This is a genomic window from Pseudoalteromonas sp. SK18 (genome assembly GCF_001974855.1).
In the GTDB taxonomy this organism is placed as follows: Bacteria; Pseudomonadota; Gammaproteobacteria; order Enterobacterales; family Alteromonadaceae; genus Pseudoalteromonas.
Map to the genome: position 1 here is coordinate 34,272 of NZ_MTQB01000001.1, position 25,723 is coordinate 59,994.

27 protein-coding genes are annotated in these 25,723 nt (G+C 41.3%); 3 read left to right on the forward strand and 24 right to left on the reverse strand.

What is annotated here, in order from left to right:
- Positions 1-13: 13 nt before the first annotated feature.
- The 23 genes from BW139_RS00170 to BW139_RS00280 form a co-directional block, all read right to left on the reverse strand.
- Entirely contained in the window at positions 14-787 is a 774-nt protein-coding gene (locus BW139_RS00170) for a protein phosphatase CheZ (RefSeq protein WP_008465396.1), read from the reverse strand.
- Positions 788-803: 16 nt separating this feature from the next.
- Complete coding sequence (gene cheY / locus BW139_RS00175; protein ID WP_008465395.1) at positions 804-1,187, reverse strand: chemotaxis response regulator CheY; 384 nt, start codon at positions 1,185-1,187, stop codon at positions 804-806.
- Between the two features lie 40 nt (positions 1,188-1,227).
- Entirely contained in the window at positions 1,228-1,938 is a 711-nt protein-coding gene (locus tag BW139_RS00180) for an RNA polymerase sigma factor FliA (protein WP_076918461.1), read from the reverse strand.
- Between the two features lie 26 nt (positions 1,939-1,964).
- The gene (locus BW139_RS00185; RefSeq protein ID WP_008465391.1) at positions 1,965-2,825 is read right to left on the reverse strand and encodes a MinD/ParA family protein; all 861 of its coding nucleotides are present in this window, start codon (positions 2,823-2,825) and stop codon (positions 1,965-1,967) included.
- A complete protein-coding gene (gene flhF / locus BW139_RS00190) occupies positions 2,818-4,305 on the reverse strand; it encodes a flagellar biosynthesis protein FlhF (RefSeq protein WP_076918266.1) in 1,488 nt (495 codons plus the stop codon). Before flhF ends, BW139_RS00185 begins: the two co-directional genes overlap by 8 nt.
- Before the next feature lie 21 nt (positions 4,306-4,326).
- On the reverse strand, positions 4,327-6,435 hold the full coding sequence (gene flhA / locus BW139_RS00195) for a flagellar biosynthesis protein FlhA (protein WP_076918267.1): 2,109 nt from the start codon (positions 6,433-6,435) through the stop codon (positions 4,327-4,329).
- A gap of 71 nt (positions 6,436-6,506) precedes the next feature.
- Positions 6,507-7,637 (reverse strand): flagellar biosynthesis protein FlhB, encoded by a 1,131-nt coding sequence (gene flhB / locus BW139_RS00200; protein WP_076918268.1) that lies wholly within the window; start codon positions 7,635-7,637, stop codon positions 6,507-6,509.
- Positions 7,638-7,646: 9 nt separating this feature from the next.
- Complete coding sequence (gene fliR / locus BW139_RS00205; protein ID WP_076918269.1) at positions 7,647-8,426, reverse strand: flagellar biosynthetic protein FliR; 780 nt, start codon at positions 8,424-8,426, stop codon at positions 7,647-7,649.
- A 2-nt stretch (positions 8,427-8,428) separates the two neighbouring features.
- The gene (locus BW139_RS00210; protein ID WP_008112198.1) at positions 8,429-8,698 is read right to left on the reverse strand and encodes a flagellar biosynthetic protein FliQ; all 270 of its coding nucleotides are present in this window, start codon (positions 8,696-8,698) and stop codon (positions 8,429-8,431) included.
- Between the two features lie 41 nt (positions 8,699-8,739).
- A complete protein-coding gene (gene fliP / locus BW139_RS00215) occupies positions 8,740-9,480 on the reverse strand; it encodes a flagellar type III secretion system pore protein FliP (protein WP_008112196.1) in 741 nt (246 codons plus the stop codon).
- 4 nt (positions 9,481-9,484) lie between these two features.
- Positions 9,485-9,868, reverse strand: coding sequence for a flagellar biosynthetic protein FliO (gene fliO, locus BW139_RS00220; protein ID WP_010387917.1), 384 nt, complete (start codon positions 9,866-9,868; stop codon positions 9,485-9,487).
- Positions 9,865-10,263 (reverse strand): flagellar motor switch protein FliN, encoded by a 399-nt coding sequence (gene fliN, locus BW139_RS00225; protein WP_008112193.1) that lies wholly within the window; start codon positions 10,261-10,263, stop codon positions 9,865-9,867. The genes fliO and fliN overlap by 4 nt, the downstream gene beginning before the upstream one ends.
- 20 nt (positions 10,264-10,283) lie before the next feature.
- On the reverse strand, positions 10,284-11,375 hold the full coding sequence (fliM, locus tag BW139_RS00230) for a flagellar motor switch protein FliM (protein ID WP_076918270.1): 1,092 nt from the start codon (positions 11,373-11,375) through the stop codon (positions 10,284-10,286).
- 9 nt (positions 11,376-11,384) lie between these two features.
- A complete protein-coding gene (gene fliL / locus BW139_RS00235) occupies positions 11,385-11,912 on the reverse strand; it encodes a flagellar basal body-associated protein FliL (RefSeq protein WP_076918271.1) in 528 nt (175 codons plus the stop codon).
- Positions 11,913-11,969: 57 nt separating this feature from the next.
- The gene (locus BW139_RS00240) at positions 11,970-13,772 is read right to left on the reverse strand and encodes a flagellar hook-length control protein FliK (protein ID WP_076918272.1); all 1,803 of its coding nucleotides are present in this window, start codon (positions 13,770-13,772) and stop codon (positions 11,970-11,972) included.
- A gap of 87 nt (positions 13,773-13,859) precedes the next feature.
- Complete coding sequence (fliJ, locus tag BW139_RS00245) at positions 13,860-14,306, reverse strand: flagellar export protein FliJ (RefSeq protein ID WP_010387909.1); 447 nt, start codon at positions 14,304-14,306, stop codon at positions 13,860-13,862.
- Complete coding sequence (fliI, locus tag BW139_RS00250) at positions 14,306-15,640, reverse strand: flagellar protein export ATPase FliI (protein WP_076918273.1); 1,335 nt, start codon at positions 15,638-15,640, stop codon at positions 14,306-14,308. The genes fliJ and fliI overlap by 1 nt, the downstream gene beginning before the upstream one ends.
- A gap of 17 nt (positions 15,641-15,657) precedes the next feature.
- The gene (gene fliH / locus BW139_RS00255) at positions 15,658-16,461 is read right to left on the reverse strand and encodes a flagellar assembly protein FliH (protein WP_076918274.1); all 804 of its coding nucleotides are present in this window, start codon (positions 16,459-16,461) and stop codon (positions 15,658-15,660) included.
- Positions 16,462-16,464: 3 nt separating this feature from the next.
- Positions 16,465-17,505, reverse strand: coding sequence for a flagellar motor switch protein FliG (fliG, locus tag BW139_RS00260; RefSeq protein ID WP_010387902.1), 1,041 nt, complete (start codon positions 17,503-17,505; stop codon positions 16,465-16,467).
- Positions 17,498-19,213 carry a flagellar basal-body MS-ring/collar protein FliF gene (gene fliF / locus BW139_RS00265; RefSeq protein ID WP_076918275.1) on the reverse strand — a complete coding sequence of 572 codons (1,716 nt, stop codon included), beginning with the start codon at positions 19,211-19,213 and terminating at the stop codon, positions 17,498-17,500. Before fliF ends, fliG begins: the two co-directional genes overlap by 8 nt.
- Positions 19,214-19,233: 20 nt before the next feature.
- Positions 19,234-19,566 (reverse strand): flagellar hook-basal body complex protein FliE, encoded by a 333-nt coding sequence (gene fliE, locus BW139_RS00270; RefSeq protein ID WP_076918276.1) that lies wholly within the window; start codon positions 19,564-19,566, stop codon positions 19,234-19,236.
- Positions 19,567-19,722: 156 nt separating this feature from the next.
- Positions 19,723-21,147, reverse strand: a complete 1,425-nt coding sequence (locus BW139_RS00275) for a sigma-54 dependent transcriptional regulator (RefSeq protein ID WP_076918277.1) — start codon at positions 21,145-21,147, stop codon at positions 19,723-19,725.
- Complete coding sequence (locus tag BW139_RS00280) at positions 21,140-22,255, reverse strand: PAS domain-containing sensor histidine kinase (protein ID WP_076918278.1); 1,116 nt, start codon at positions 22,253-22,255, stop codon at positions 21,140-21,142. The genes BW139_RS00275 and BW139_RS00280 overlap by 8 nt, the downstream gene beginning before the upstream one ends.
- A 128-nt stretch (positions 22,256-22,383) precedes the next feature.
- Here BW139_RS00280 and BW139_RS00285 point away from each other — a divergent pair, with 128 nt between their 5' ends.
- Complete coding sequence (locus BW139_RS00285; protein ID WP_076918279.1) at positions 22,384-22,971, forward strand: DNA-3-methyladenine glycosylase I; 588 nt, start codon at positions 22,384-22,386, stop codon at positions 22,969-22,971.
- A 101-nt stretch (positions 22,972-23,072) separates the two neighbouring features.
- On the opposite strand, the gene BW139_RS00290 is transcribed toward BW139_RS00285, so the two are convergent.
- Complete coding sequence (locus BW139_RS00290; RefSeq protein ID WP_076918280.1) at positions 23,073-24,509, reverse strand: sigma-54-dependent Fis family transcriptional regulator; 1,437 nt, start codon at positions 24,507-24,509, stop codon at positions 23,073-23,075.
- Between the two features lie 365 nt (positions 24,510-24,874).
- Here BW139_RS00290 and fliS point away from each other — a divergent pair, with 365 nt between their 5' ends.
- Positions 24,875-25,270 (forward strand): flagellar export chaperone FliS, encoded by a 396-nt coding sequence (fliS, locus tag BW139_RS00295; RefSeq protein ID WP_076918281.1) that lies wholly within the window; start codon positions 24,875-24,877, stop codon positions 25,268-25,270.
- On the forward strand, positions 25,270-25,593 hold the full coding sequence (locus BW139_RS00300) for a hypothetical protein (RefSeq protein WP_076918282.1): 324 nt from the start codon (positions 25,270-25,272) through the stop codon (positions 25,591-25,593). The genes fliS and BW139_RS00300 overlap by 1 nt, the downstream gene beginning before the upstream one ends.
- Positions 25,594-25,723: the final 130 nt, after the last annotated feature.

Here is a 25,723-nt window from a genome sequence, read left to right on the forward strand (position 1 = left end):
CAGTACTCTCCTATTAGAAGCCCAAACTTGATAATAGATCATCAACTTCATCTTGATCAGATACAACATCATTACGCGATTCTTTATCAATAATAGGCCCTTCTGGACCTGCTAGTGTTTGTGCAACAATGGAATCTTCTGTTTCTTCTGGTTGTTCAGTTGGTTGTACTTGCTCAACCTCACCTTGCGCCGCAAATGCAGTTAACAAGTGGATTAAGCTCTCTTCAACTTCACGCACAAGTTCAATAACACGACGAATAACCTGACCAGTTAAATCTTGATAGTCTTGAGCCATCAATACATTGGTCATCAACATTTGTAACTCATCCGTTTTATGATGAGAGCTGTTCATAAACTTATCAATGCTATGGCAAAGTGACTTAAACTCACCAAGCTCAATTTCACGGTTCATTAACCGATCCCATGTTGGCTTGATATCAGCTATTTCGTCAGCAATTTCTTGCGCTAAAGGTAAGCTTGCTTCAACCGCATCCATCGTTTTGTTGGCTGCGTTTTCTGTCATTTCCATAACATAGTTGAGGCGTTTTTTAGCATCAGGGATGGCATCAGTGGTAATGTCTGTTAATCGCGTATCTAATTCAAAGCTTTTTAAAGCTTCATGTAATTGACGCGTTAACTTACCCACCTCAGCAAATAACTGTGATTGCTCTTGTGAAGCTGTTTCTAAAATTAATTGATTCGCTTTATCTTGCTCACCATTTTCTAAAAAAGCCACTAATTGGCGAGCTTGTTCTAAAGTAATCTGAGGCGCAGCAGGTGCTGACATAAGCCTCTCCCTCTCATTAACCTAAGCGTTCGAACACTTTTTCTAATTTAGTCTTCAATGTACCTGCAGTAAATGGTTTAACAATATAACCATTAACACCTGCTTGGGCCGCAGCAATTATTTGTTCTTTTTTAGCTTCTGCCGTTACCATTAAAACAGGGATATGCTTTAATTTTTCATCAGCTCGAATTGCCCTTAAAAGATCAATACCTTGCATGCCTGGCATATTCCAATCTGTTACCACAAAATCAAACACTTGATTTTGCAACATAGGTAAAGCAGTTGACCCGTCATCTGCTTCTTGAACATTGGTAAAACCTAAATCGCGCAACAGGTTTTTAATAATACGTCTCATCGTCGAAAAATCATCAACAACAAGAATTTTAATGTTTTTATCCAAAACATCCTCCAGTGAGGCCTGAACCTTTATTTACTTACTTCTAGTTTATCCAGTCATTGATCTTTGCTTTAAGCTTAATCATCGCCTGACCATGTATCTGACTTACACGCGACTCACTAACATCGAGTATATGCCCAATTTCTTTTAAATTCATTTCATCGTTATAGTACAAAGAAAGCACCATTGCATCTTTTTCCGGTAACGACTTTATCGCGTTGAGTAAAGACTCATTAAACCGTTCATTTTTAACATTATTGAAAGGTTTGTCTAGTGCTAAATCTTGACCATGAGGTGTAATCACATCATCGTCAATACCAAGGTCTTCAATACCTAAAACTTTACTTACGTTTACATCGTTTAAAATATGATGGTACTCATTTAACGAAATTTCAAGTTTTTCAGCAACTTCAATATCTTTGGGTTCACGGTTTAAACTGCTTTCAAGGGCAACTATTGTCTCTGCTACCAAGCGACTTTTTCTGTGAACTGAACGTGGAACCCAATCACCTCGGCGCATTTCATCTATCATTGCACCACGAATGCGAATACCCGCAAAGGTTTCAAAACTTGCGCCCTTGCTTGCGTCAAAGTTTTTAGAAGCTTCTATTAAGCCAATCATACCTGATTGGATCAAATCATCTAGTTGCACACTGGCCGGTAAACGAGCAATTAAATGGCACGCCACTTTTTTGACTAATGAGGCATGCTTTTCAACAATCATATTTAAATTCTGTGTTGACTGATATCCCATAGCTCTATTCACCGGTATTGTCATTGTTAGTTACTAACTAACTTCTCAATGAAAAACTCTAAGTGACCCGAGGCTTGACTAGGTGTTGGCCACTTAGCAATTTTTGTCGCCAGTGTTTTAAAAGCAATCGCAGCAGGAGACCCTGGAAAAACTTCAACTATCACTTTTTGGCGACGCGTTGATTTGCGCATATTCTCATCATAAGGAACCGTTGCAACCAGCTCCATTGATATATCTAAAAATCGGTCGGTTACTTTTGAAAGTTTAGCAAATAATTCTTGCCCTTCACGTAAGCTACGCACCATATTGGCAACAATTTTAAATTTGTAAACACCGTGCTCACGGCTCAGCACTTTTATTAACGCATAGGCATCAGTAATTGAGGTTGGTTCGTCACAGACCACCACAACCACATCCTGTGCGGCGCGAGAAAAACTCAATACCATGTCAGAAATACCCGCAGCGGTATCTACAATTAAAATATCAAAATCGGTGTTAAGCTCACTAAATGCACGTATCAGTCCCGCGTGCTCTGAAGGTGATAACTCAACCATACTTTGCGAACCCGATGTTGCTGGCACTATTTTAATGCCTGCAGGGCCTTCAACTAAAATATCTTCGAGTTCACACTCACCTGATAAAACATGAGATAAATTACGCTCAACGCGTAATCCAAGCATAACATCACAATTGGCTAATCCTAAATCAGCATCTAATACCAGCACACGCTTGCCTTGTTGGCCTAACGCGATTGCCGTGTTAAGGGATACGTTTGTTTTACCCACTCCACCTTTGCCGCCGGTGACAGCGATAACTTTTACGCCGTTATTATTATTGTTGCTCATTTTGCGAAGGCCGCTTGCTTGATCTAAAACTGTGTTAATCATACATCTCTACTGTGCTCGACGCCACTGATTGGTGTCGTGATTGTTGTGCTTTTATTCTTTTTAAATACAATTGCTCAGCTTTTTTTACTAGTTTTTCGGCATTTGCCACTCTAATATCTTCTGGTACTCGCTGACCATTAGTAAGATACCCTATTGGGAGGCGGTTTTGAATCGCAATACTAATAATTTCACCTAAACTCAATGACTCATCTAGCTTAGTAAAAATACACCCACTGAGCTGTACCTTTTTAAAGTGCCTTACGGTTTCTTGTAATACATTAATTTGTGCTGTTGCACTTAATACTAAATAACTACGTATATCCACACGCTGATTACGCATTAAGGTATTAAGTTGCTCAGTTAAACGTAAATCTCGCTGACTCATTCCTGCTGTATCAATTAAGACTAGACGTTTATTTCGTAAATGGTATAAAACTTCTGCTAATTCATTTGCATCTTTGACTTGTTTTACGCCACAGCCAATAATTCGACCATAAGTTGCTAGCTGCTCATAGGCACCAATACGGTAGGTATCAGTCGTAATAAGCGCAACTTTATCAGCACCGTACTTTTGCGCACCTAATGCTGCCAATTTTGCAACAGTGGTGGTTTTGCCCACCCCTGTTGGGCCTACTAATGCATAAACACCACCTTGGCGAAGTATTTCATTGTTAGTGGTTTGCATTTGATCTTCAACCATATTCAATAAGGCTTTCCAACCTTGTTGGCGAGATACATCGTCGGGTACAAAGCATGCCATCTGCTCAGCAACGTCTTTATCTATTCCCATACCCACTAAACGGTCAATCATGCAGGCACGGGTTGGATCACGACGTGCCATATCTTGTTGCATTAAACCTGATACTTGATGTTCTAGTAATTGACGAATTGCGTTCATTTCTTCGCGCATGGTGGTTATATCACTCGACTCGTTTTGCATCGTTTGCTGACGCGATACACTCGGTGAGTCTAAATCGTCAAAGCCACTGTCTAAATCATCAAAACCTAAGCTATCAGCTTGGGTGCGAGGACGTGCTGGCGCACTTTGTTCACGTTCAAACATATTTTTAGGTCGAGATTGAACAGCTTCTTGTTCTTGGTAATGACCAGAGGTGTCAATTCCAGATTGTGAAAACATCGACGCAAGCTCTGCTGAACGAGGACGGGGAGATTGACGTTCTAATAAAGCTTGTAAACTGTCTGCGACCTTTGCTTGTGGCTTAGGTTGAGCGCGTTGAGGTTCTGGTTTTACAAAATTATGTGAACTCTCAGTATGCGCAAATGAAGCTCTTGCAGCTGGTTGGCTTTGAGGCTGCTCTGGCGCTTTTGTCGCGGCTTTGTCGTAATCAACAGCAGCAACAATTTCAACGCCATTAGCTAGTTTCTTATTTGACATAATAACCGCATCAACACCAAGCTCTTCTTTTACTTCTTTTAGTGCGGTGCGCATGTCTTTAGCAAAAAAACGTTTAATTTTCATAATTCAAACCCCTTTAAAATCTTATTGTTGGCCTACAGAGCTGACAATCTTGATCTGTCTTTCATCTGGTATCTCTTGATAAGACATCACTCTCAATCCTGGAATGGTGTATTTAACAAATCGAGATAACACAGTGCGCAACATTCCTGACGTTAGCAATATTGAAGGTTCACCGGCCATTTCTTGATTTTGATGCGCTTCATTCAATGATGTTTGAAGTCTATCAGCAAGTCCTGGTTCTATTCCGGCACCTTCATCACCTGCATTTTGAAGTGACTGATGCAACATCTGTTCCAACTCAGGCGCCAAGGTTATGACAGGGATTTCAGAAGACATACCAACAGCATCTTGAACGATTAATCTACGCAACGATATTCTGACTGCAGCCGTTAATACATCAGGGTCTTGGCTACGAGGGCCATATTCAACAAGGGTTTGAACAATTGAGCGCATATCACGTATTGCTACCCCTTCATTTAACAAGTTTTGTAGCACTTTAACGATAGTGGTTAGCGGTAATACCTCAGGTACTAGCCCTTCAACTAAGCGAGGATGGCTCTTACCTAACATATCTAATAAGTTTTGCACTTCTTCATGGCCGAGTAATAAAGCGGCACTATTAGTCAGTAACTGACTAATATGAGTGGCTACAACAGTTGCTGAATCAACTACGGTATAACCTAAAGATTGCGCTTCATCTTTTTGATCTGGTTTTATCCATACCGCATCTAAACCAAATGCAGGGTCTTTGGTTTCAATGCCTTTTAGCGGACCAAATACTTGGCCTGGGTTAATTGCCAGTTCATCACCGTGTTTAAGCTCTCCTTCACCACTTGATACGCCCATCATAGTGATGCGGTATGCATTTGGGTCGAGCTCTAGATTATCGCGTATATGCACAGGCGGCACTAAAAAGCCCAGCTCTTGAGATAGTTTTTTACGCACCCCTTTAATGCGGTTTAATAGCTCACCACCTTGTGACTGATCAACCAGAGGAATTAAGCGATAACCTACTTCTAAGCCAATAACATCAACTTGTTGTACATCATCCCAGCCCAGTTCTTTTTGCTCTTGTTTAGCTGCAATCCCAGTACCTGAAGCTGCATTTTCAGCTTCTTCGGCTTCAGCAGCCGCTAATTTAAGTTTATTTTGTTGGGTGTAGTATGCAAGGTAGCCTAAAAGTGCTCCTAAGCTTAAAAATGCAAGGTGTGGCATACCGGGTACTAAGCCCATAGTAATGAGGATACCAGAGGCAATAAATAACGATTTTTCGTTACCTAGCTGCTGCTTAAACTGATCGCCCATGTTGTGCGATTCATTTTGACGCGTTACAACAATTGCAGTACCAATTGAAAGCAGTAATGAAGGTAATTGCGCTACTAAGCCATCACCAATGGTTAATAGTGTGTACACTTCCATGGCACGGGAAAAGCTCAAATCATGCTGGATCATGCCAACAAATAAGCCACCTACGATATTGATCACTAAAATGACGATACCCGCGATAGCATCGCCCTTTACAAATTTACTAGCACCATCCATAGAGCCATAAAAGTCAGCTTCACGGGTTACTTCTTCACGGCGCTCTCTGGCTTGCTCAGCGCTAATAAAACCAGCATTCATATCCGCATCAATCGCCATTTGCTTACCCGGCATAGCATCAAGGGTAAAGCGCGCTGACACTTCAGAGATACGCCCTGCACCTTTGGTGATTACCACAAAGTTGATGATGATCAGAATTAAAAATACCACTAAACCAACAGCGTAGTTACCACCAATCACCACCGAGCCAAATGCTTCAATTACCTTACCTGCAGCATCCCCACCATTATGACCCTCAAGCAGTACTACCCGGGTACTGGCTACGTTAAGTGCTAAACGCATAATCGTGGCGATTAACAACACCGCTGGAAACATGCCAAACTCAAGCGGTTTCATGGTGTATACCGTAACTAGTAATACAACTAACGCAAGCGCGATATTAAACGAAAATAATATATCAAGCAGAAATGGAGGCAGTGGTAAAATAACCATTCCTAGCGCAGCTAACACTAAAAGCGGTGTACCAACGCCCTTTGCATATTCTTTTTTATCTTTATTAAGTTGTTGTAATACCGCTTTAAATTCCATAACTCTACAATTTCAAAAAATTGACACTACGCTGAAATTGCAATAACTATTCCAAGTTAGTTGGTTAGCGGTTAATACTTGAATTCATCGGGGATTGGCAGCTTTTTATTAAGTGCGACAGGGCGTTTTCCACGGCCTTTTTTAAACCGTTTAAGTTGAAATACATAGGCAAGTACTTGGGCAACTGCAGTAAAGAGCTGATCGGGAATTTGCTCCCCTACTTCAGCGGTATGATAAAGCGCTCGCGTTAAAGTAGGCGACTCAACAATGGGCACTTCATTACCCAAAGCAATTTTACGAATTTGCATAGCAAGCTCGTCAACGCCTTTGGCTAGTACAATGGGGGCGCCTGCTCGCTCTGTGTCGTATTTTAAAGCGACTGAGTAATGAGTAGGGTTGGTAACAATAACATCGGCGTCTGGCACATCCTGCATCATTCTCTTTTGCGACATTTGACGTTGAGTTTGCCTGATACGCGCTTTGATTTGCGGATCACCCTCGGAGTTTTTATACTCGTCTTTTACTTCTTGCAGGGTCATTTTAAGCTGTTTGTTATGGCTATAACTTTGAAAAGGCGCATCAATAGCCGCAATAATAATTAAGGTGCAAGATAACCCTAAAAACATCCACGCTAATATTTCCAAAGCATGCACGATATTGCCCGGCGCGCTTTCTATACTCAAATGTAATATTTCATCAAAATAAACATTAATTAAAAAGATAGCGAAGGTTGCCACTAAGCCAAACTTTAATAGTGACTTTAGTAATTCAATAGCCGCTTGCGGACCAAACATCCGAGTAAAACCTTTCATTGGCGACATTTTACTGGCTTTGGGGGCGGCTGCCTGCCAGCTAAAATTAAAGCCGCCAAGCATGGTGTTACCAATAAACGCAGCTAGTACAATAATAAGTACAAACATCGACATAGGAAATAACAGTACGTCAGCCACCTCTCCCCACACCGCAAACATTTTTGTGGTGTCGTAGGTTTCATTGCGATTAAGGCTCAGCATTCTGCCCATAATACGGTACAAGCCTTTGCCAATTTCAGGGCCGTACATTAATAAAGAAATAGCAGAAAAAATAAGTACAAACATAGTACCTAACTCTTTAGAGCGCGCTATTTGGCCTTTCTTTTTGGCATCATCAACTTTTTTGGGCGTGGGTTCTTCGGTTTTTTCTTGTCCTGAATCTTCAGCCATTACACTCTCCTAAGGGGAACAACCAACTAGAGTACACATCAGCTCAACCATTTTTAGCCATTGGAACTCAAACTGAGTGATAAAGTTACCGAGGGTAGCCCAAATAATAACGAGCCCTGCCACTAAGGTAAACGGAAAGCCTATAGAGAAGATATTTAACTGCGGGGCAGCTCGGGTCATGATGCCAAATGACATATTAATTACAAGCATGGCCGTTAATGGCGCTAACGAAAGCACTAGTGCGGTAGTAAACATCCAACCACCCCATGTCACTATGTCCCAATAATGATCAACCGCCCACCAATTACCATCAATTGGCAATACCTGAAAACTATGCACCACCATTTGAATCATCATTAAGTGGCCATTAAATACAAAAAATAACAAGGTAGCTAAAATGAGGTAGAACTGCCCTACAGCAGGCACACTCATTCCATTTGAGGGGTCAACAACAGACGCAAAACCTAAACCGGTTTGCATAGCAAGGATTTGCCCTGCTAATACAAACGTATTGAGCAGTAGTGTGGATGCAAAACCAATCGCAACGCCAATCAGCATTTGTTGTAGCACCACTAAAATCATTTCAAAAGAAAATAAATTAGTAAACGTAGCAGGAGGTAAAACAGGCACTACTAAAAATGTGACTACCACAGCTAAGCCCATTTTAATTCGAGAGGGTACATTTTTGGCGCCAATACCCGCCATGATCATGATCATTGAGCTTATGCGGACCAAAGGCAGTAAAAAATCACTTAGCCATTGAATAACAACGGAAAATGGAAACTCCATCGTTAACCTGCAATTTCGGGGATAAGAAGTACTAAGCGATTAAAAAAGTCCATCAGCTCTTGAGTAAACCAATGTCCACCCACAATTAATGCACCAATGGTAATTAATAAACGCGGTAAAAAGCTCAGTGTTTGTTCGTTAATTGAGGTTGCCGCCTGAAATACTGCCACTACTAAGCCAATAATTAAACCAGGGACCACAATGGCAGACACCAGCTTAATCACTAAAAACAGGGCTCCACTTAAAATATCAACAAATACTTCAGGTTCCATGGGCGACTCCTAGTGTGATTGGTTCAATTTATAAAGCACTGCTATGTGCCTAAACCAAAGCTTTTAGCGAGCGTACCCATCACCAAGCTCCAACCATCAACCAATACAAACAACATAATCTTAAACGGTAGCGATACAATCATGGGGGATAGCATCATCATACCCATGGCCATCAACACCGATGCAACTACCAAATCGACAATCAAAAAGGGGATGAAGAACATAAACCCAATAATAAAGGCCGTTTGTAGCTCACTGGTTACAAACGCTGGAATAAGAACAATCATTGGCGTTGCTTCAGGTGAATCAAGCTGATCGTACCCAGCTATTTTTGCAAAGGTTTCTAAATCTTTTAGTCGTACTTGAGAAAGCATAAAGGCTTTCATTGGCTCTTTGGCTAAATCGAGTGCCTCTAGTGATGTTACCTGCTCACTTAAGTACGGTTCGATTGCACGTTCGTTTATTTGCTCATAAATAGGCGCCATAATAAAAATACTTAAAAACAGCGACATACCTAATAAAACTTGATTCGAAGGGGTTTGCTGTAAGCCAATCGCTTGGCGCAAAATAGCCAATACAACAATAATTCGAGTGAACGAGGTCATCATGATAATGGCCGCTGGAATAAAGCTCATTGCCGTCATGATCGCTAATACTTGAAGCGTCACTGAGTAATCTTGTGTGCCGTCAGCATTAGTGGTTATGGTTAGCGCATCAATTCCTTCTGCATTAACACCAGGAATGAACACGATGGCAAGAATGATAAGCAGCCATTTGGTCATAATATTAATTCTTTTTATTTTGATTAAGTTGCGGATTCAACATTTTGCCAAAACGCTTCGCTAATTCTGGTAACTCTTTTTCCGTTAAAGGAGTTTCTAGCTTATGTAAATAATTAATGCTGTGCGGGGTCACCCCTAATAGGTGCTGAGCGTTATCTATTTCAACAACCATTAATCGCTCGCGTGATCCTAGAGGAAGACTACGGATCACTTTAAACTCATCGTTGTTGGTTAAATTTGGATTGAGCTTTTTAACAAAAAAAGCCAACACTAAAATTAACACCACTACCACACCTAACGACATCACCATTGAAATAATGTCTGTGGTGGGTGTTGCAGCATCGGTAGCTGCAAACACTGAATTGCTTAAACCAAGTAATGCTATCATCGTAATTTTTTGATCCGTTCAACCTGACTAATTACATCTGTTAAGCGAATACCAAACTTATCGTTCACCACAACCACTTCACCATGTGCTATCAATGTACCATTAACTAATACATCAAGCGGCTCACCAGCAACCCTATCAAGCTCAACAACTGAGCCTTGGTTAAGTTGTAGTAAATTACGAATATTAATTTTAGAACGCCCTACTTCCATCGAAATAGTTACGGGAATATCTAAAATAGTGTCGAGTTTACGTTTTTCTTCACCGCTGAGCTCATGTTTTGAATCATCCAGCTCATCAAGTTCGGTTACTTTAACCTCTGCACTATCATCAGTTCCCTCAGCCTCAGCAAGTGCTGCTGCCCATTCGTCCATTGTATCTTGATCATCGCTCATACTTTTAACCTTTTAATCAATTACCAGTCTAAGTCTACACCGTTTGAAAGGTGTAAATCATCTTCTAGTTCTGCTAATTCTGCATCTGAATCAATTTTTTTGCCGCCTTTGGTAAAGACATGCAGCTCAGATTTAACTGAATCAGGGCGTTTAATTTTTTCACTAATTTGTAGCGCAACGTTATCGCGTGAACGACCCATTTTAGCTCTAAATGTAGGTAACTCTTCCACAAACACAGTAATATGCTCTGGCATTTCAACAGGAATAATATCCCCAGCCTTAAGCTCCATAATTTGTTTTAAGCTTAAATCAACTTCAAGTAGCTGAGTCGATAAGTCGACTTCTACATCCATTATTTCGTCACGAAGCGCCTTACTCCAACGTAAATCAGTATCTTCAGTATCAGACTGAACACCTGCATCCAGTAGCTCTCGAATAGGTTCGAGCATTGAATACGGCAGCGCAATATGAAAGTCACCACCACCGCCGTCAAGTTCAATGTGAAAAGAGCTTATAACCACCACTTCGGTTGGACTAACAATGTTAGCCATGGCGGGGTTCACCTCAGAATCAAGATACTCGAACGACACATCCATCACCGGTGCCCATGCTTCTTTGTAATCTTCAAAGATTATTTTTAGTAGCATTTGCACGATTCGGCGTTCTGTTGGGGTAAATTCACGCCCTTCAATTTTGGCATGATAGCGGCCATCGCCACCAAAGAAGTTGTCTACCAATATAAAGACTAAGCGCGCCTCCATAGTAATTAGGCCGGTGCCTTTTAGTGGACGAAAACGCACCATGTTCAAACTAGTTGGTACAAATAAGGTGTGAATATACTCACCAAACTTGATCATTTGCACGCCGTTAATTGACACCTCTGCGGTGCGGCGCATCATGTTAAATAAGCTAATTCGCATATGACGCGCAAATCGCTCATTAACAATTTCAAGTGTCGGCATGCGACCACGTACGATACGATCTTGCGAAGAGAAGTCATACTGTAGTGTACTTCCCTCACCATCTTCACCGTCGTGTATATCTTCCTCTTGGACCTCATCAACACCATGTAATAGCGCATCAATTTCGTCTTGGGATAATAAATCGCTCACACTGGCCCCTTATTGCATCACAAAGCCGGTAAACAGTACCCGCTCAATTACTTTACTTCCTTCCACATCCATCATTGCAGCTTGCACTTTATCAAGTGCAGTAAAGCGCACTGTTTCTTTGCCCACACTAGTGCTAAGTTCATCTGCGGTGGTCATTGAGAATACACTCAATAGCGTGCCTTCAATCAGTGGAATGTGTTTTTTAGCTATTTCTTCATTGCCATCCCCGCGCACCAGTAATTGCACTTTAATTTGTACAATTCTATCGCGACTCGCCCCTGGGACATTAAATATAAAAGGTCTTGGCATAGCAACATATAGCGCACTGCCTGCCGTTGCTGAGGAGCTTGATGGTGCAGCAGCTACTTCCCCACTAGCAGCATCATCTGTTAGAGTTTCTATGGGTTCATCAGTACCCGATAGTAAAAAGTAACCAGCTACACCGCCAACAATAACTAATACAGCGGCTATAATTATAATGAGTTTGCTTTTATTTTTACTGACTTCTTCTATTTCTAAATTAGTATCTTCAGCCATTGTATTTCCTTTATTCGCAAAGGTATTTGCTTGTTTTAACTATTATAATAGCAGGACTTAGGCATAGTAATCTATTGATGATGACGTTTGTTGTCCAGAACTATGTGTTTGCTTATCTGGTTGCTCACTATTTGTCTCATCTGAAGAGCGATTATTAGCCATTTGACCTTGTGCCTGACCTTCTTGTTGCTCATTTTGTTCTGCCGATGAATCGCCATAAGAAATACTGCTTTCACCTAGCTCTAAACCCTGCTGCATTAATAATTCTCTAAGCCTAGGTAGCGACTGCTCCAATGCTTCTTTGGCTTGCTGATTTTGCACTACAAAGTTTATTTGTGCTTGCTCTGCATCACTTCGAATACGAATCTGCATACTGCCCATTTCTGGCGGGTCTAAACGAATTTCAGCTTCTTTATTATTAATACTTAACATTGAGCTAACGCGCTCTTGTAGCATTTTTGCGGCATCACTTTTAATAATATTTAATGCCTGTAAGGTAGCAGGATCAATGCTTACCTGTTTAGCTTGTGCAGTACTTTGCAACTGCCCGGCCTGTAAACTTTGCGCTTCAATAATAGCTTGCTCGTAGCCTAAATTATCGTATTTAGCGAGCGTATTAAGCGACGATTTATCAAATATATTAATGATTTGAGAAAAAACCTGTGCAGCACGCGGTGGCATTTGTTCTGCGTTAGTGGCACGCATACTCTCTTTTTGTAACGCATCGAGCTGCTTAGCAAGCTCCTCAGGTGTTTCGGCTACCGATTTTGAACCCTCTGGTTTTAGCTCAGGTTTTACATTAGCTGATTCAGTACCTTGTTGTGTTTTAGGTGTAACAACTGGTGTCAAAGTATTATTGGCAAACAATGGCTTATCTTTGGCACTAAACAAAGTATCTGCGTTAATAGCAGTTTCTAAATCACTGATAACCCCTTTTAAAGAGGTAAGTTCTTTAGTAGAAAGAGACTCGCTTTTAATGTATCCCCGCAATTGATTGAGCAATGCCTGTTTCTCTGGGGTAGTTAGCGTACTTATTTGTGCATTAATGACCTGCTGAGGAGTCTGCGGCTTCTCACTTTCGCTAACATACTTACTGAGTAACTGCTTTAAATCCGCTATATTGTCTTTATTAATGGGCTTACTGATAGCATCAAGCTCAGTGGCTAGTTCATCTTGTTGAGCAGGCGTTAAGTTTGCTAAAAGTTTATCTGCTTTAATTGCATTATCATCTTTTGATAACAGCGCCAAAACAGACGCATCTATCGATGCTTTCGTGCCGGTAGTATCAGTCGGCTTTTCTGATGGTTTGGCCACCGCTAGATCATTTGTAACAGCCTCATATTGTCCAGCTGTCGCTATCGATTTAGTACCGAGCTGTGAAGACTCCACTGCAGCTTTGCTCGCTGATTCAACACCTACAACATTTTGTGTTTGTGAAATGGCAGCGTCATCAACAATTTCATCACTTGGCAAATTAATAACAATAGGTGCAAGCTTATCTTCAGGCTTGATGTTTATTTTGACACCGTCTTTATCTATTAACTGTGCGCCGCCATGAGGAGGATTTTTTACTGAGGTATCGATTACCTGTGCCGCATTAATTTGCGCCAGCATATCTTCACCGCTCAAAGGCTTATCTTCGTTAGTTTGCTCTTTTAAGTCGGATGGTTCATCTGATGATTGTTTTTGTGGCGCTTTGGCTTGCGCCCCTTGTGTTTCAGAAGCTTGACTAGCAAGGGCTAATTGATCAAAAAAGCCAGCATCATTACTGCTATCTAGCTTTGCTTTATCACTGTCTTTTTTGACTAAGTATGAGTCTTGCTCAGATACCGCCAACATTGAAATATCATTCATCGCCATAAATCACCTAATAAAAGCGGCAACAGCCCACCGCACAATCCTAACAAACATTGCTCTTATAGAATCTAAGCAATTAACATGCCTACCTTATAGCGCTTTATTCCTTTGATAAAACTGATTTGACGAAAACTCGTCTAGCATTTTTTGTTCATTCTTAGCCACCAGCATGTCCGCTTTTAGCTGTTGCTTTTCAATTAGCTTAGCAACCGCTTTGGCTTTAACTTGTTGTTTTAACCATAACGTTTTACGCTGACTTACTACTTGTTTTGCGGTATTAACGGTACTCGCTTGTTGACGAGTAGCCTCTTCAATCTTGGCTATGAATGCGTGATACTGGCTAAATCCGGCACTTGATAAGCCCGATTGACCTTTAATATGCAGTTGCTGTGTATATTCCAGTCGAAAGTCATTTAAGCCTTGCAGCTTTTGCTGATTTAGCTGCAAGTTTTGATTGGCTTGCAAATAGCTCATCCGCAAAGTTTCTTCTTTTTCATTTTCAAGCTTAAGCAACAAATGCAGTTTATTTTTTGCCATTATGCTTGTCCTAATAATTGAGCGAGCCCTTGTAGGCCATCATCATAGCTGATCACGTCGCGCATACCTTGTTGTAAAAATGCGTTTACTCTTGGCATCATGTTTATTGCCTGATCGAGCATTTGGTCACTGCCTTTTTGATAAGCACCCAAGGTGATCATGTCTTTGTTCTGTTGATACATAGAATATACCTGTTTAAGTACTCGAGCTTGTTGCATATGTGGCTCTGAAACCACTTGTGGCATTACTCGAGAAATAGACTTTTCTATGTCAATGGCAGGGTAATGACCACTGTCAGCTAAATCACGCGATAAAACAATATGCCCATCAAGTATGGCACGTGCGGCATCAGCAATTGGGTCTTGCATATCATCACCTTCACTCAGTACAGTAAAAAAGGCAGTAATAGAGCCTTGCCCTTCTCCGCCATTACCGGCACGTTCCACTAATGCGGGTAATTTAGCAAATACTGAAGGCGGATAACCTTTGGTTGCAGGAGGTTCACCTACAGCTAGTGCTATTTCACGCTGCGCCATGGCATAACGCGTTACCGAGTCAAGCAGTAACAAAACGTTTAACCCTTGATCTCTAAAATACTCTGCAATGGTGACTGCGCTCTCACAGCCTTTTAATCGCATTAATGGTGAAGCATCAGCGGGCGCGGCAACAACAACTGAACGTTTACGTCCTTCAACACCTAGTATTTCTTCAATAAATTCTTTAACTTCTCGGCCACGCTCACCGACTAAACCCACTACAATCACATCGGCTTCACTGCCTCGAGTCATCATGCCCAATAGTACTGATTTACCCACACCGGAGCCTGCAAATAAACCCATACGCTGGCCTTGGCCTACCGTAATTACTGAGTTGATAGCCCGTACCCCCACATCCATAGGTTTACTAATGGGGCGCCTTGCCAGTGGGTTTATTGCGTTTTGAGCGAATTTAAGTGTGTGTTCTGCGTTTATTTTCCCCAGCCCATCTAAAGGGCGCCCTAAACCGTCGACAACCCGGCCAAGTAGACTCATACCAACAGGTAAACCAGTATCATTAACTTGAGGAATAACTCGGGCACCAGGCAGCACACCTGAGATATGATCATTAGGCATTAAATATAAGGTTTGATCGTTAAAACCAACAATCTCGGCGTCAACAAAGCCATTCATGGTTTCAATTTTACATTGGCTGCCTACTGGAGCTCTCAGGCCTTTGGCTTCAAGTGTTAAACCAACCACACGGGTTAAAACGCCCGCAACTGCAGGTGCTGGGGTTTTAATATGTCGTTGGTATTTAGATAAGCGTTCGCTTAATGAAGTATCGCTCACAGACATTGCACGCCAATAAAAAGTTAGATACCACTGTTATGCAAAAAACTATCCAATGTTTCTTTGACACGGGTTTTCAAGGTCATATCTAAAGACGATAGTGTCGTCTTCACTTCACAACCGCCACGCTCCAATGTGGGTTCTGGAATTAACTGCCAATGATTATCTTCAATAGCTTGCTCACCATAACTGGTTTTTATTAGTGATAGGTCTTCTGGGTGAAGATGAATTTTAACTTTCTGTTGTTCTGCATTCAGTGCATCAATACTTTTTTTCAAGGTATGTAAAATAATATCAGGCGAGGTTTTTATCTCTTGATAAATGATTGCTTCACTGAGCATAGTCGCTAACTGTACTAACTGCTTTTCTGCTTGTTCATCCACCTTTTTAAGTGGATCGGATAAACTATCTAATAGGCTACGTAAGTGAGTTAACTGCTCATCCATTAAAGGCTTAACATCTTCTTGGCCTTGGGTTTTCCCCAGCTCAACACCTTCTTTGTAACCCGCTTCTTTCCCCTCGGTTACGCCCTTATCAAAGCCATCTATATAGCCTTGCTCGTGTCCTTGCTTAAGGCCTTCCTCGTACGCGTCTTGGCGAATGCGCTCAAGCTCCACCATAGTAAGAGAAGGAAGCTCTTGCTCTTCTGGTTCTTCAGCTTGCTCTTTGGCCATTTCTTTATGGTAAAGCTCTGCCAATGGCGTGCCATAAGCGGTCGAGCGATTGCCAAAACTTCGCTCATCTGGCGCAACGTCAGGAATTGGCCAATTTTTTAATAGCTCATCAGCTTCATCAGCGTGTAACGGGCGACCCTTAGAGTTACTCATAGATTACAAGAACTCCTCACCACCGCCACCACCAAGCATAATTTCACCTGAATCTGATAGACGACGTGCTGTTGACAGTATTTCTTTTTGCGCTGCCTCTACTTCGCTAATACGCACTGGCGCCATAGCCTCTAAGTCATCAGCAAGCATTTCAGCGGCACGTTTAGACATGTTACCCAAGATCTTCTCTTTAAGCGCTTCGTCAGTACCTTTAATGGCTTTCATCAGTACATCTTGCGGCACTTCGCGTAAAATTGCTTGGATGCCTCTGTCTTCTACATCCATTAAGTTTTCGAAAACAAACATTAAGTCTTGAATTTGTTGTGACATTTCTTCGTCATGCTCACGGATAGAATCCATTAACTGCCCTTCAACATTGGTATCGAGGTAGTTCATAATATCTGCAGCCGCTTTTAAGCCACCCATCTTCGCAGCTTGTGCACCTGCTTGACCAGCAAATTGTTTTTCCATAATTTCGTTTAATTCTTGTAAAGCTGCTGGTTGTACTTCTTCTAAATTGGCAATACGCATGGTTAAATCTAGGCGCACTTTTTCAGGAAATTGCGCTAAAATTTCAGCTGATTGTTCCGGCTCTAAATAAGAAAGCACAATTGTTTGAATTTGCGGATGCTCATTACGAATAATGTTAGCTACCTGCTTTGAGTCCATCCATTTTAATGAATCAAGCCCTTTAGCGCCTGAGCCCATAACAATTTGGTCTATTAAGCTGGCGGCTTTATCTTCACCTAATGCAGCAGTAAGTGCTTTTTTGATAAAATCTTCAGACTGAAAACCTATCGTACTAAAGCTCTGAATTTGTTCAATAAACAAATTATGAACTGCGCTAATTTTAGCTTGCGACAAATCATCGATTGCCGCCATAGCCATACCTACCTTTTGCACTTGTTTTGGCTCTAAGTGTTTAAGGATTTGCGCTGCATCTTCTTCAGATAAGCTCAGTAATAATATCGCCGCTTTATCTACACCATCGAGCTTATCAACATCAAACGCCGGTGGTAGTTGTTTTTGTTCTTGATCAGTCATCTTCTGTTAACCACGCTTTCACTACTTGTGATGATAGTTCTGGTTCATTGGCTACAAGGGCACGAACCGCTTTCAATAAGTCTTCGTCGCCATGTAAGTCTGGTAAGCGTAGTGTACCATCGCTTGAGAAGCCAACTGAAGCAGAATCAAAGTCATTATTTAGCATATCTAATGTGCTGTCACCAAGGTCAACACCTGAACTAAGAGAGTCTTCATCATATTCTTCAAGTGTATTATCTGGGTAAATTAAGCGTTTAAGCATAGGTTTAACAACAGCTAATATCAGTACAATAATAACCAGCGCACCTAATACTAAGCGCATCATTTTCATAAACCAGTCTTGTTCCCATAAAGGCAATTCAAAATCAAGCGCTGAGTCTTCACGAACGAATGGCACGGTTACTACTTCAAGAGCATCGCCACGTTGCATATCAAAGCCTACGCCACCTTGTAACAAGCGACGAATATTTGACAAAGCTTCTACCGAGCGTGGTGTCATGGTTGTTTCACCATTTTCACCCACCGTAGGTAAGTAATCGACCGCCACGGACACACTTATTCTGCGGATCACACCGGTTTGCTGACGCTTATGTGAAATAGTGGTATCGAGTTCATAGTTACGGGTAGCTTCTTTGTGAGTACGACTTGGTGACGTAGCAGTGCCCGCACCACCAGCCATCGCATCTTCAGGTATCGTTGAATTTACCGGAGGCTGATTAGTGAGTGCACCAGGAATACCTACCGCTAGACCACCTATATTATTTTCTTCAAAAGTGGTTTCACTTCTTACCGCTGGTAAATCTGGATTATAGCGTTTTTGTGTTTCTTCTATTGAACTAAAGTCCATGCTTAAATCTACTTGGGCGGTGTAATTACCCAAGCCAACGACGGGAATTAAAATGCTGTCAATTTTTTCTAGGTATTCTTGTTCACGTTTGCGCTCTAGGTCGTACTCTTTACGAGAGCGTGCAGCCAGAGAGGTTTGTGAACCTGAATTTAATAAACGGCCGTTTTGATCGGTCACCGTTACGCGAGAAGGCTCCAGGCCTTGTACCGCAGAAGCAATCATATCAACTACCGAGTCAACTTCTTCGCTATCTAGTGAGCGACCACGCTTAAGCGTAAGTACAACAGTTGCAGAAGGTTTTTTCTCTCGACGAGCGAACACATTTTCTTTTGGAATAGCTAACAACACCTTGGCGCGAGTAACATTGTTTAGCTCTTCTATAGTACGGGCAAGTTGTTGCTCACGGCCATGTTTAAGGCGCTCACGTTCTAAACGTTGGCTTACCCCAAACCCCATGTCTTGCATGATAATGTCGCTACCTGTTGTTGGCCCTTGATCTAAACCTTCACGGGTCATCAGTAACTTAATATTTTGATACTCTGTTTCATCAACTGAAACCACATTACCATCAAGCTGGTAGTCAATTTTTTGCGCATCTAAAAAGTCGAGTGTTTCTATTAACTCTTGGGTTTGCATTTTACCTAATGGGCGCATATCTGGCTGACGAGCCCAAATAATAACGAAAATAGCAATGGCTAAACAAATGGCCAATGCAACAATCAGGGTAATTTGACGTAAAACATCAACACCGCCAAGGGCGCTGAAATAGCCTGACTTTTGCTCTTGTTGATCTTCGTTTTCACTTTGCTCCATCATGCCATCAGCAAGTGCCAGATCTGTAGATTGATTAGATTGCGCCACAATAATTCTCCACTACCTAGTTAAACAGGCATGTTCATAATTTCTTTGTAAGATTCAACAAGCTTATTACGAACCTGTACCGTAGCTTCAAATGCCACAGAAGACTTTTGCGAAGCAATCATTGCTTCAGCAAGCGATACGCTTCTGTCGCCAGTCTCTACTGCTTTTACTTTTTGTCCTGTGTCTTGCTGTAACTCATGCACTGTATTTAGTGCGTTACTCAGCATATCACCAAATTGCGCTGTAGACGTTGATTGCACTTGCGTTGGCAAGTGATTAACTTGATTATTACGCGTGGCTTCTGAAGCCATAGATTGCATTTCTTGAAATAAAGCACTGTTTTGAATTTTCATAATTGTCTCTGATAATGCAGTAAACTCTTAAAGAGAATAAAGCACAAAACATGCCAAAAATAAAAGCCAATTAAAACATAAGCTTAATCTGTTATTTTGCGTAGTCAGAGTTTTGACAGCCCTAAAATCAGGTACTTAGATCTAGGGCTGTTGAAGTTATGCAGGGAGGGAAATACCTAAGTCGCGCATTTGCGCTAATTTGTAACGTAAAGTACGTGGACTAATACCTAAGGTTTCGGCCACTTCTTTACGCTTTCCTTGACAACGCGCCAAGGTTTCTAAAATAATGCGATGTTCTTTATCTTTAAGCTCATCTTTATAACTCCCCGTGTCTAAGGCGAGCAAATCATTTTTTTGTTCATCTTCGGGTACTGTTTTTTCATCATAATAAGCATTACTGAAGCTATTATTTGTAGGCTGGGGCACTGACGTTGTTTCAACCACAAACTGAGTTGGCGTTAAATTTTCGATAAAAATCGCATGCTCATCAATAGTACTGCCACTGCGTAAAATTAAAGCGCGTTGGATAACGTTATCCAGTTCACGAACATTACCCGGCCAGCTATGGCTAAGCAGTTTTTGTTCAGCGCTTGTATCTAGGTACGCCATTGGCTCTTTACTTTTACTTAAATGGCGTTCAATTAAGTGTTTCGCCAGCACAATAATATCACCTGGGCGTTCACACAGAGGCCGCCACAGCAAAGGGAAAACATTAAGTCGATAATATAAATCTTCGCGGAACTGATTATCAGCAACTGCCTCTTTTAATTCGCGGTTACTGGTAGCAAGCACACGTACATCTAGTGAAATAGTTTTCCGACCGCCTAAACGCTCAACTTCGCGTTCTTGTAATACCCGCAGTAGTTTAGCTTGTAAGCCTAAATCCATCTCGGTAATTTCATCAAGTAAGATAGTTCCTCCCTGCGCTTGTTCAAACTTACCTGGACAGGCCTGAATGGCACCGGTAAACGCGCCTTTTTCGTAGCCAAATAAAGTAGCTTCAAGCATGTTTTCCGGAATAGCAGCACAGTTAATCGCTACAAACGGTTCATTACAGCGCTTTGACTTGTCATGAATATAGCGCGCCAGCACTTCTTTACCTGAGCCACTTGGCCCAAGCACCATCACACTGGCATCTGAACGCGCCACTTTACTAGCAAGTTCGAGTAATTGAATACTACTAGGGTCGGCAACAATGGGACCGTCTGTTTCTTTTTCCTTTTCAGGCAAGTAACGGCTCACCATATTCAACAAGACTTCTGGGGCAAATGGCTTAGCCATATAATCGATGGCGCCTAAGCGCATTGCCTCAACCGCATCATCAATGGTGGCATAGGCTGTCATCATCAGTACGGGTAAATCAGGGTGATTTAATTTAATACTACGTAATAAATCTAGGCCACTCATTGCGCCCATTTGCACATCACTGACCACCAGTGAAAATGCGTCTTTTTTTAATAGCAACATGGCTTGCTCAGCACTGTTGGCTGCCATGCAAGCGATGCCCGACATTTCTAAAGTATCAATTAATGCTTCACGAAGTCCGGCGTCGTCTTCTACAACTAAAATAGTGTTACTCATGTGACTCCCCTAATTTAGATGTGACACTAATAGGCAGCAACATACTGAAAATTGCTCCCCCATGTGGGTTGTTGTTTGCCTCAACCCGCCCTTGGTGTGCACCGGCTACCGAACTAACAACGGCAAGCCCTAAGCCTGTACCTTGGCTTTTAGTGGTATAAAAAGGCTCAAATATTTTCTCGCTCTGGCCTAGGTCAATACCTGGACCATTGTCACTAACGCTAATGCGTACAAAGTCAGCGTTTTGCTTATCGCGCGAAGCGCTAAGCTGCACCTGAGCGTCACTGCCAATCACTTGAATACTGTTATGAATAAGATTTTGAATAGCACTTGCCAATGCGGTTTTATTACCCATAATTTCTATATCGGGTTCAGGTAAGCTTACATTTAATTCGCTATCATTAAGCGCTACCATGGCATCAGCACCGGCTTTAACTTCACTGAGTAACTGTTGCATCGACACTTGCTCAACCACCTGTTGATCACCACTTTTGGCAAATAGCAGCATGTCGTTTACTTGGGTTTCTAAATCTTTTAAACGAGACATTAATTTAGTGTGAAAACTGCCGCGTGAGGCTTCTGGTAAACGCTTTGACCCAAGATTTGCAGCGTATAACATAGCCGCCGATAAAGGAGTACGCACTTGATGAGCCAAAGATGCCACCATTTTACCTAACGCACTTAAACGCTGCATATGCGCTACCCGCTTTTGTAAGCGTCGGGTTTCAGTTAAGTCGGTCATTAATATAAGTTGCCCTGGCTCTGGCGCAAGTGCGGTAATATCGAGTTTTATTAAGCGCCCATCTTTTAACGACACTTCATGACCATCATCTTGATGAGGGCGAAATGAGCGCTGAATAACACTAAACCACTTCTCACCTTCTAGTGGTTCACCGAGCATATCGATAGCAATTTGATTCGCCTTAGCGATCATTCCTTTGCCGTCGAGTACAATTACGCCCGCAGGCATAGTATCAACTAAATGAGAAAGCCAACTTGCCTGTTGACGCAAATCACTCAACTCACCAACATACTCCTCTTGCAGTAAACATGGGTTATACTGATTAGCAGAAATAAACTGGGGTTTTAGCACACTTGCAAGGGCCATAATCAACTCTCTAAAATAATGTAGATGCAATGGCTAATGCACAATATGTACCAAAATTATTTGCTAGTAAATTCAATAAATTAAACCAAAAAACGTGTGTCGTAAAAATGACGCGCAAAGGAACATGCATGAATAAAGAGACTCACTGCCGCTGCCCATGGTTAGATACCTCAAAGCCCGACTATGTGGATTACCATGACCATGAATGGGGCGTTCCTGTGTATGACGATCAACTACTTTTTGAGTTTTTGACATTAGAATCGGCACAAGCGGGACTCAGCTGGTATACCATATTAAAAAAGCGTGAGAATTATAAAAATGCCTTCGCCAATTTTGATGTACGCAAAATAGCGGCCTTTACTGAGCACGACATAGAAAAATTAATGCAAAATGTGGGTATAGTTCGCAATCGCTTAAAAATTGTCGCAACAATTAATAACGCAAAATGCTTTATTACTGTTCAAGAAGAGTTTGGCAGTTTTAGTGATTATCAGTGGCGGTTTGTTGGTAATAAACCTCAGGTAAACGATTTAGAAACACTGGCCGATTACCCTGCAGTTACTGAGGCATCGACGTTATTTGCGAAGGATTTAAAAAAGCGTGGCTTTAAATTTTTAGGTCCAACCACAGTGTATGCCTACATGCAGGCGTGCGGTATGGTTAACGATCATAGTAATAATTGTTTTAGGAAGGAAGAAGTTAAAAAGCTAGGCTAGAGCTGCGGGTTGCGAGAAGCGGGGAAACCAGCGCTAAAAATTAAGCGCAGTGTTTATTTATTCTAACCTAATACCTAGCGCCTAATACCTGCACTTAGCTCTCAATCCCTAGAAAGGTTATATTTTTTCATTTTTTCAACCAGTGTGGTTCGCCTTACGCCTAGCACTTCAGCAGCACGGGCAACAACGTAATCAAAGCGCTCTAATGCCTGGGTGATTAAGTTAATTTCAAGCTCAGCTAAGTACTCTTTAAGCTCAATACCTTCATCGGGCAATAACCCAGGGGCCGCTTGAGCAAAATCATCTTCGAGGTCTATCTCGTCTTCGCTAAATCCGCCACTAAAAATATCATTAAATGCATCACGCTCCATCAGCTCTTCTGGGTACTGAGGCTCATAAGCTTCAACTTCAATATAGCGGTATTTATTAGGTAAATCAGGAACATCCACCACTTTATCAGGAAACATAATAACCATACGCTCAACAAGATTAGCCAGCTCACGAATATTACCCGGCCAAGAGTGTTCTTTTAAACTATCGATAGCGCGCTCTGTAAACTTAGCAGTGGTGCCACTTTGTTCATTTACGCGGCGCATAAGCTCTTTAAGTAGCAAAGGTATATCTTCTGCACGCTGTGCAAGCGAAGGGCTTTCAATAGGAAAAACATTGAGACGATAGTACAAGTCTTCTCGAAACGAGCCTTTTTCAATCATGCTTTCAAGGTCACGGTGGGTTGCAGCAATTACACGTACATCGGCTTGAATCGCTTTGGTACCGCCAACGCGCTCATAGCTACGCTCTTGTAGTACTCGCAATAGCTTAACCTGCATTTGCAGTGGCATATCCCCTATTTCATCTAAAAATAGAGTGCCACCTTGCGCCAATTCAAACCGGCCTTTACGTGCTGAAATAGCGCCGGTAAATGCACCTTTTTCATGGCCAAATAGTTCACTTTCTAGTAGCTCTGCAGGAATTGCCCCACAGTTTACTGGCACAAATGGGCCTTTGTTACGCTTAGAAAGCAGATGCACGTTACGAGCAACGACTTCTTTGCCTGTGCCCGACTCACCTAAAATAAGTACGTTAGCATCGGTTTTAGCAACTTGGGTAATTAAAAAGCGTAAATCTTTTACCGCTTTGGTTTCACCTACAAGGCCATCAAAGGTGCTTTTTTCTTTGTTATGTTTATGTTCATGAGGCAACATACGTTGATACTGCTGACAATCATGCAGTAACTGAGTGGTAACTTCATGAGTAAATGGCTCACAAATTAGTCCAACAACATTGGCGAGACTCAGTAGCGGTTTGAGCGTTTCACCAATCAATAAAAAAGGAAATGTCGGATAGCGTTTAATTAAACTTTCATGGTCTAAAGACTGCAACGCCCCTAACACCACAATACATTCTTTATTATGGTACTGGCTACACGCCTGCTCAAAGTCAGCTTCAGTTTGCAATTGTACCGCTTCACCAATAAAAGTAAGCGATGCATATAATCCAATAGAGCGATTGTTATTATTATCTAAAATTAAGATCATCTTTAGCGAGCCATTTATTTCACTAATTTGTTTTATTAATCAAATTGTAAGCCAGTTGGATTTGGATGCAAGCAATAGCGGCGATTTTTTGACATTAACGCCAAAAAACAGACACCCGCCCTGCAAAGCTAGTACTTTATAACTAATAAATCTTTAGCTATTTATAACGGCATACCTACTTAGGATGAATTATCTAACACGTTTTGCCACTGATAAGGATGCGACTCTACACAGAAGAAACTCATAAAAAGTGCTATTATTATTTAAAGGTGTGACTGTTTTTGCCGATAAGTAATAGTCAAACTTATGTTGGAACTAAACTTGCTTAAGGTTCTACACAGTAATTAAAATTTGAGGAATTACCTATGGCTCATGCATCAATCAATAAATACCGTCAAATAACAGTTAGCAGCGTTAAAGAGATGACTCCCTACGACCAAGTTAAACTCGTGTTTGTAAATATTGTTGGCAAGCTCTCTGCTGCAAAAGGATTTATTGAACGTAAAGAGTTAGAAAAAAAAGGCAACGCAATCTCTGATTGTATTGTGCTACTTGGTGCGTTGCAGCAAGTGTTAAATTTTGAAGACAATAATGAAGTATCAACTAACTTAGACTCTTTGTACGATTACTGTCAGCGTTGTTTATTAACTGCAAACCTTGAAAACAACATTGATAAAATTGATGAAGTAATTACCTTAATTAAAGAGATTAAGTCAGGCTGGGAAGCAATTCCATTCGAACAAAGAGAACCACAGTCATAATGGTTTTAAAGCAGGTTACAAGCTCACAAGTTAAAGATAGTGAGACTCAAGTATATTGCAATGAACTAGTAAGCTTGGTTAATGACTCAGAAGATTGGGATATTGAGCAAGCGCTGAATATTCATAGCCGGTTAGACAGTTACATGAATGAATCTTTAAAGCATGACGACGGTTTTTATTCTGAATCTGAGCTTGAGTTTTTAATCGCATTTGTGGCAAAGCTTTCAGCACTATTTGATAGCGAAAAACAAAAGTTAGCGATAGAAATTATAAAGAAACAAAAAAGCAAAGGTGCAGTGAATAAGTATAAATCTAATATTTAAAAATATTATTTACTTTAGCTCCCCCTATTTTATTCCCCTTTACAGAGTGATTAAGCAGATTTTTCACTCTGTATTTTTATTTCCTCAAGCCTCACTATAAAACAACACAGTTAGTTACTAACAATCGAAC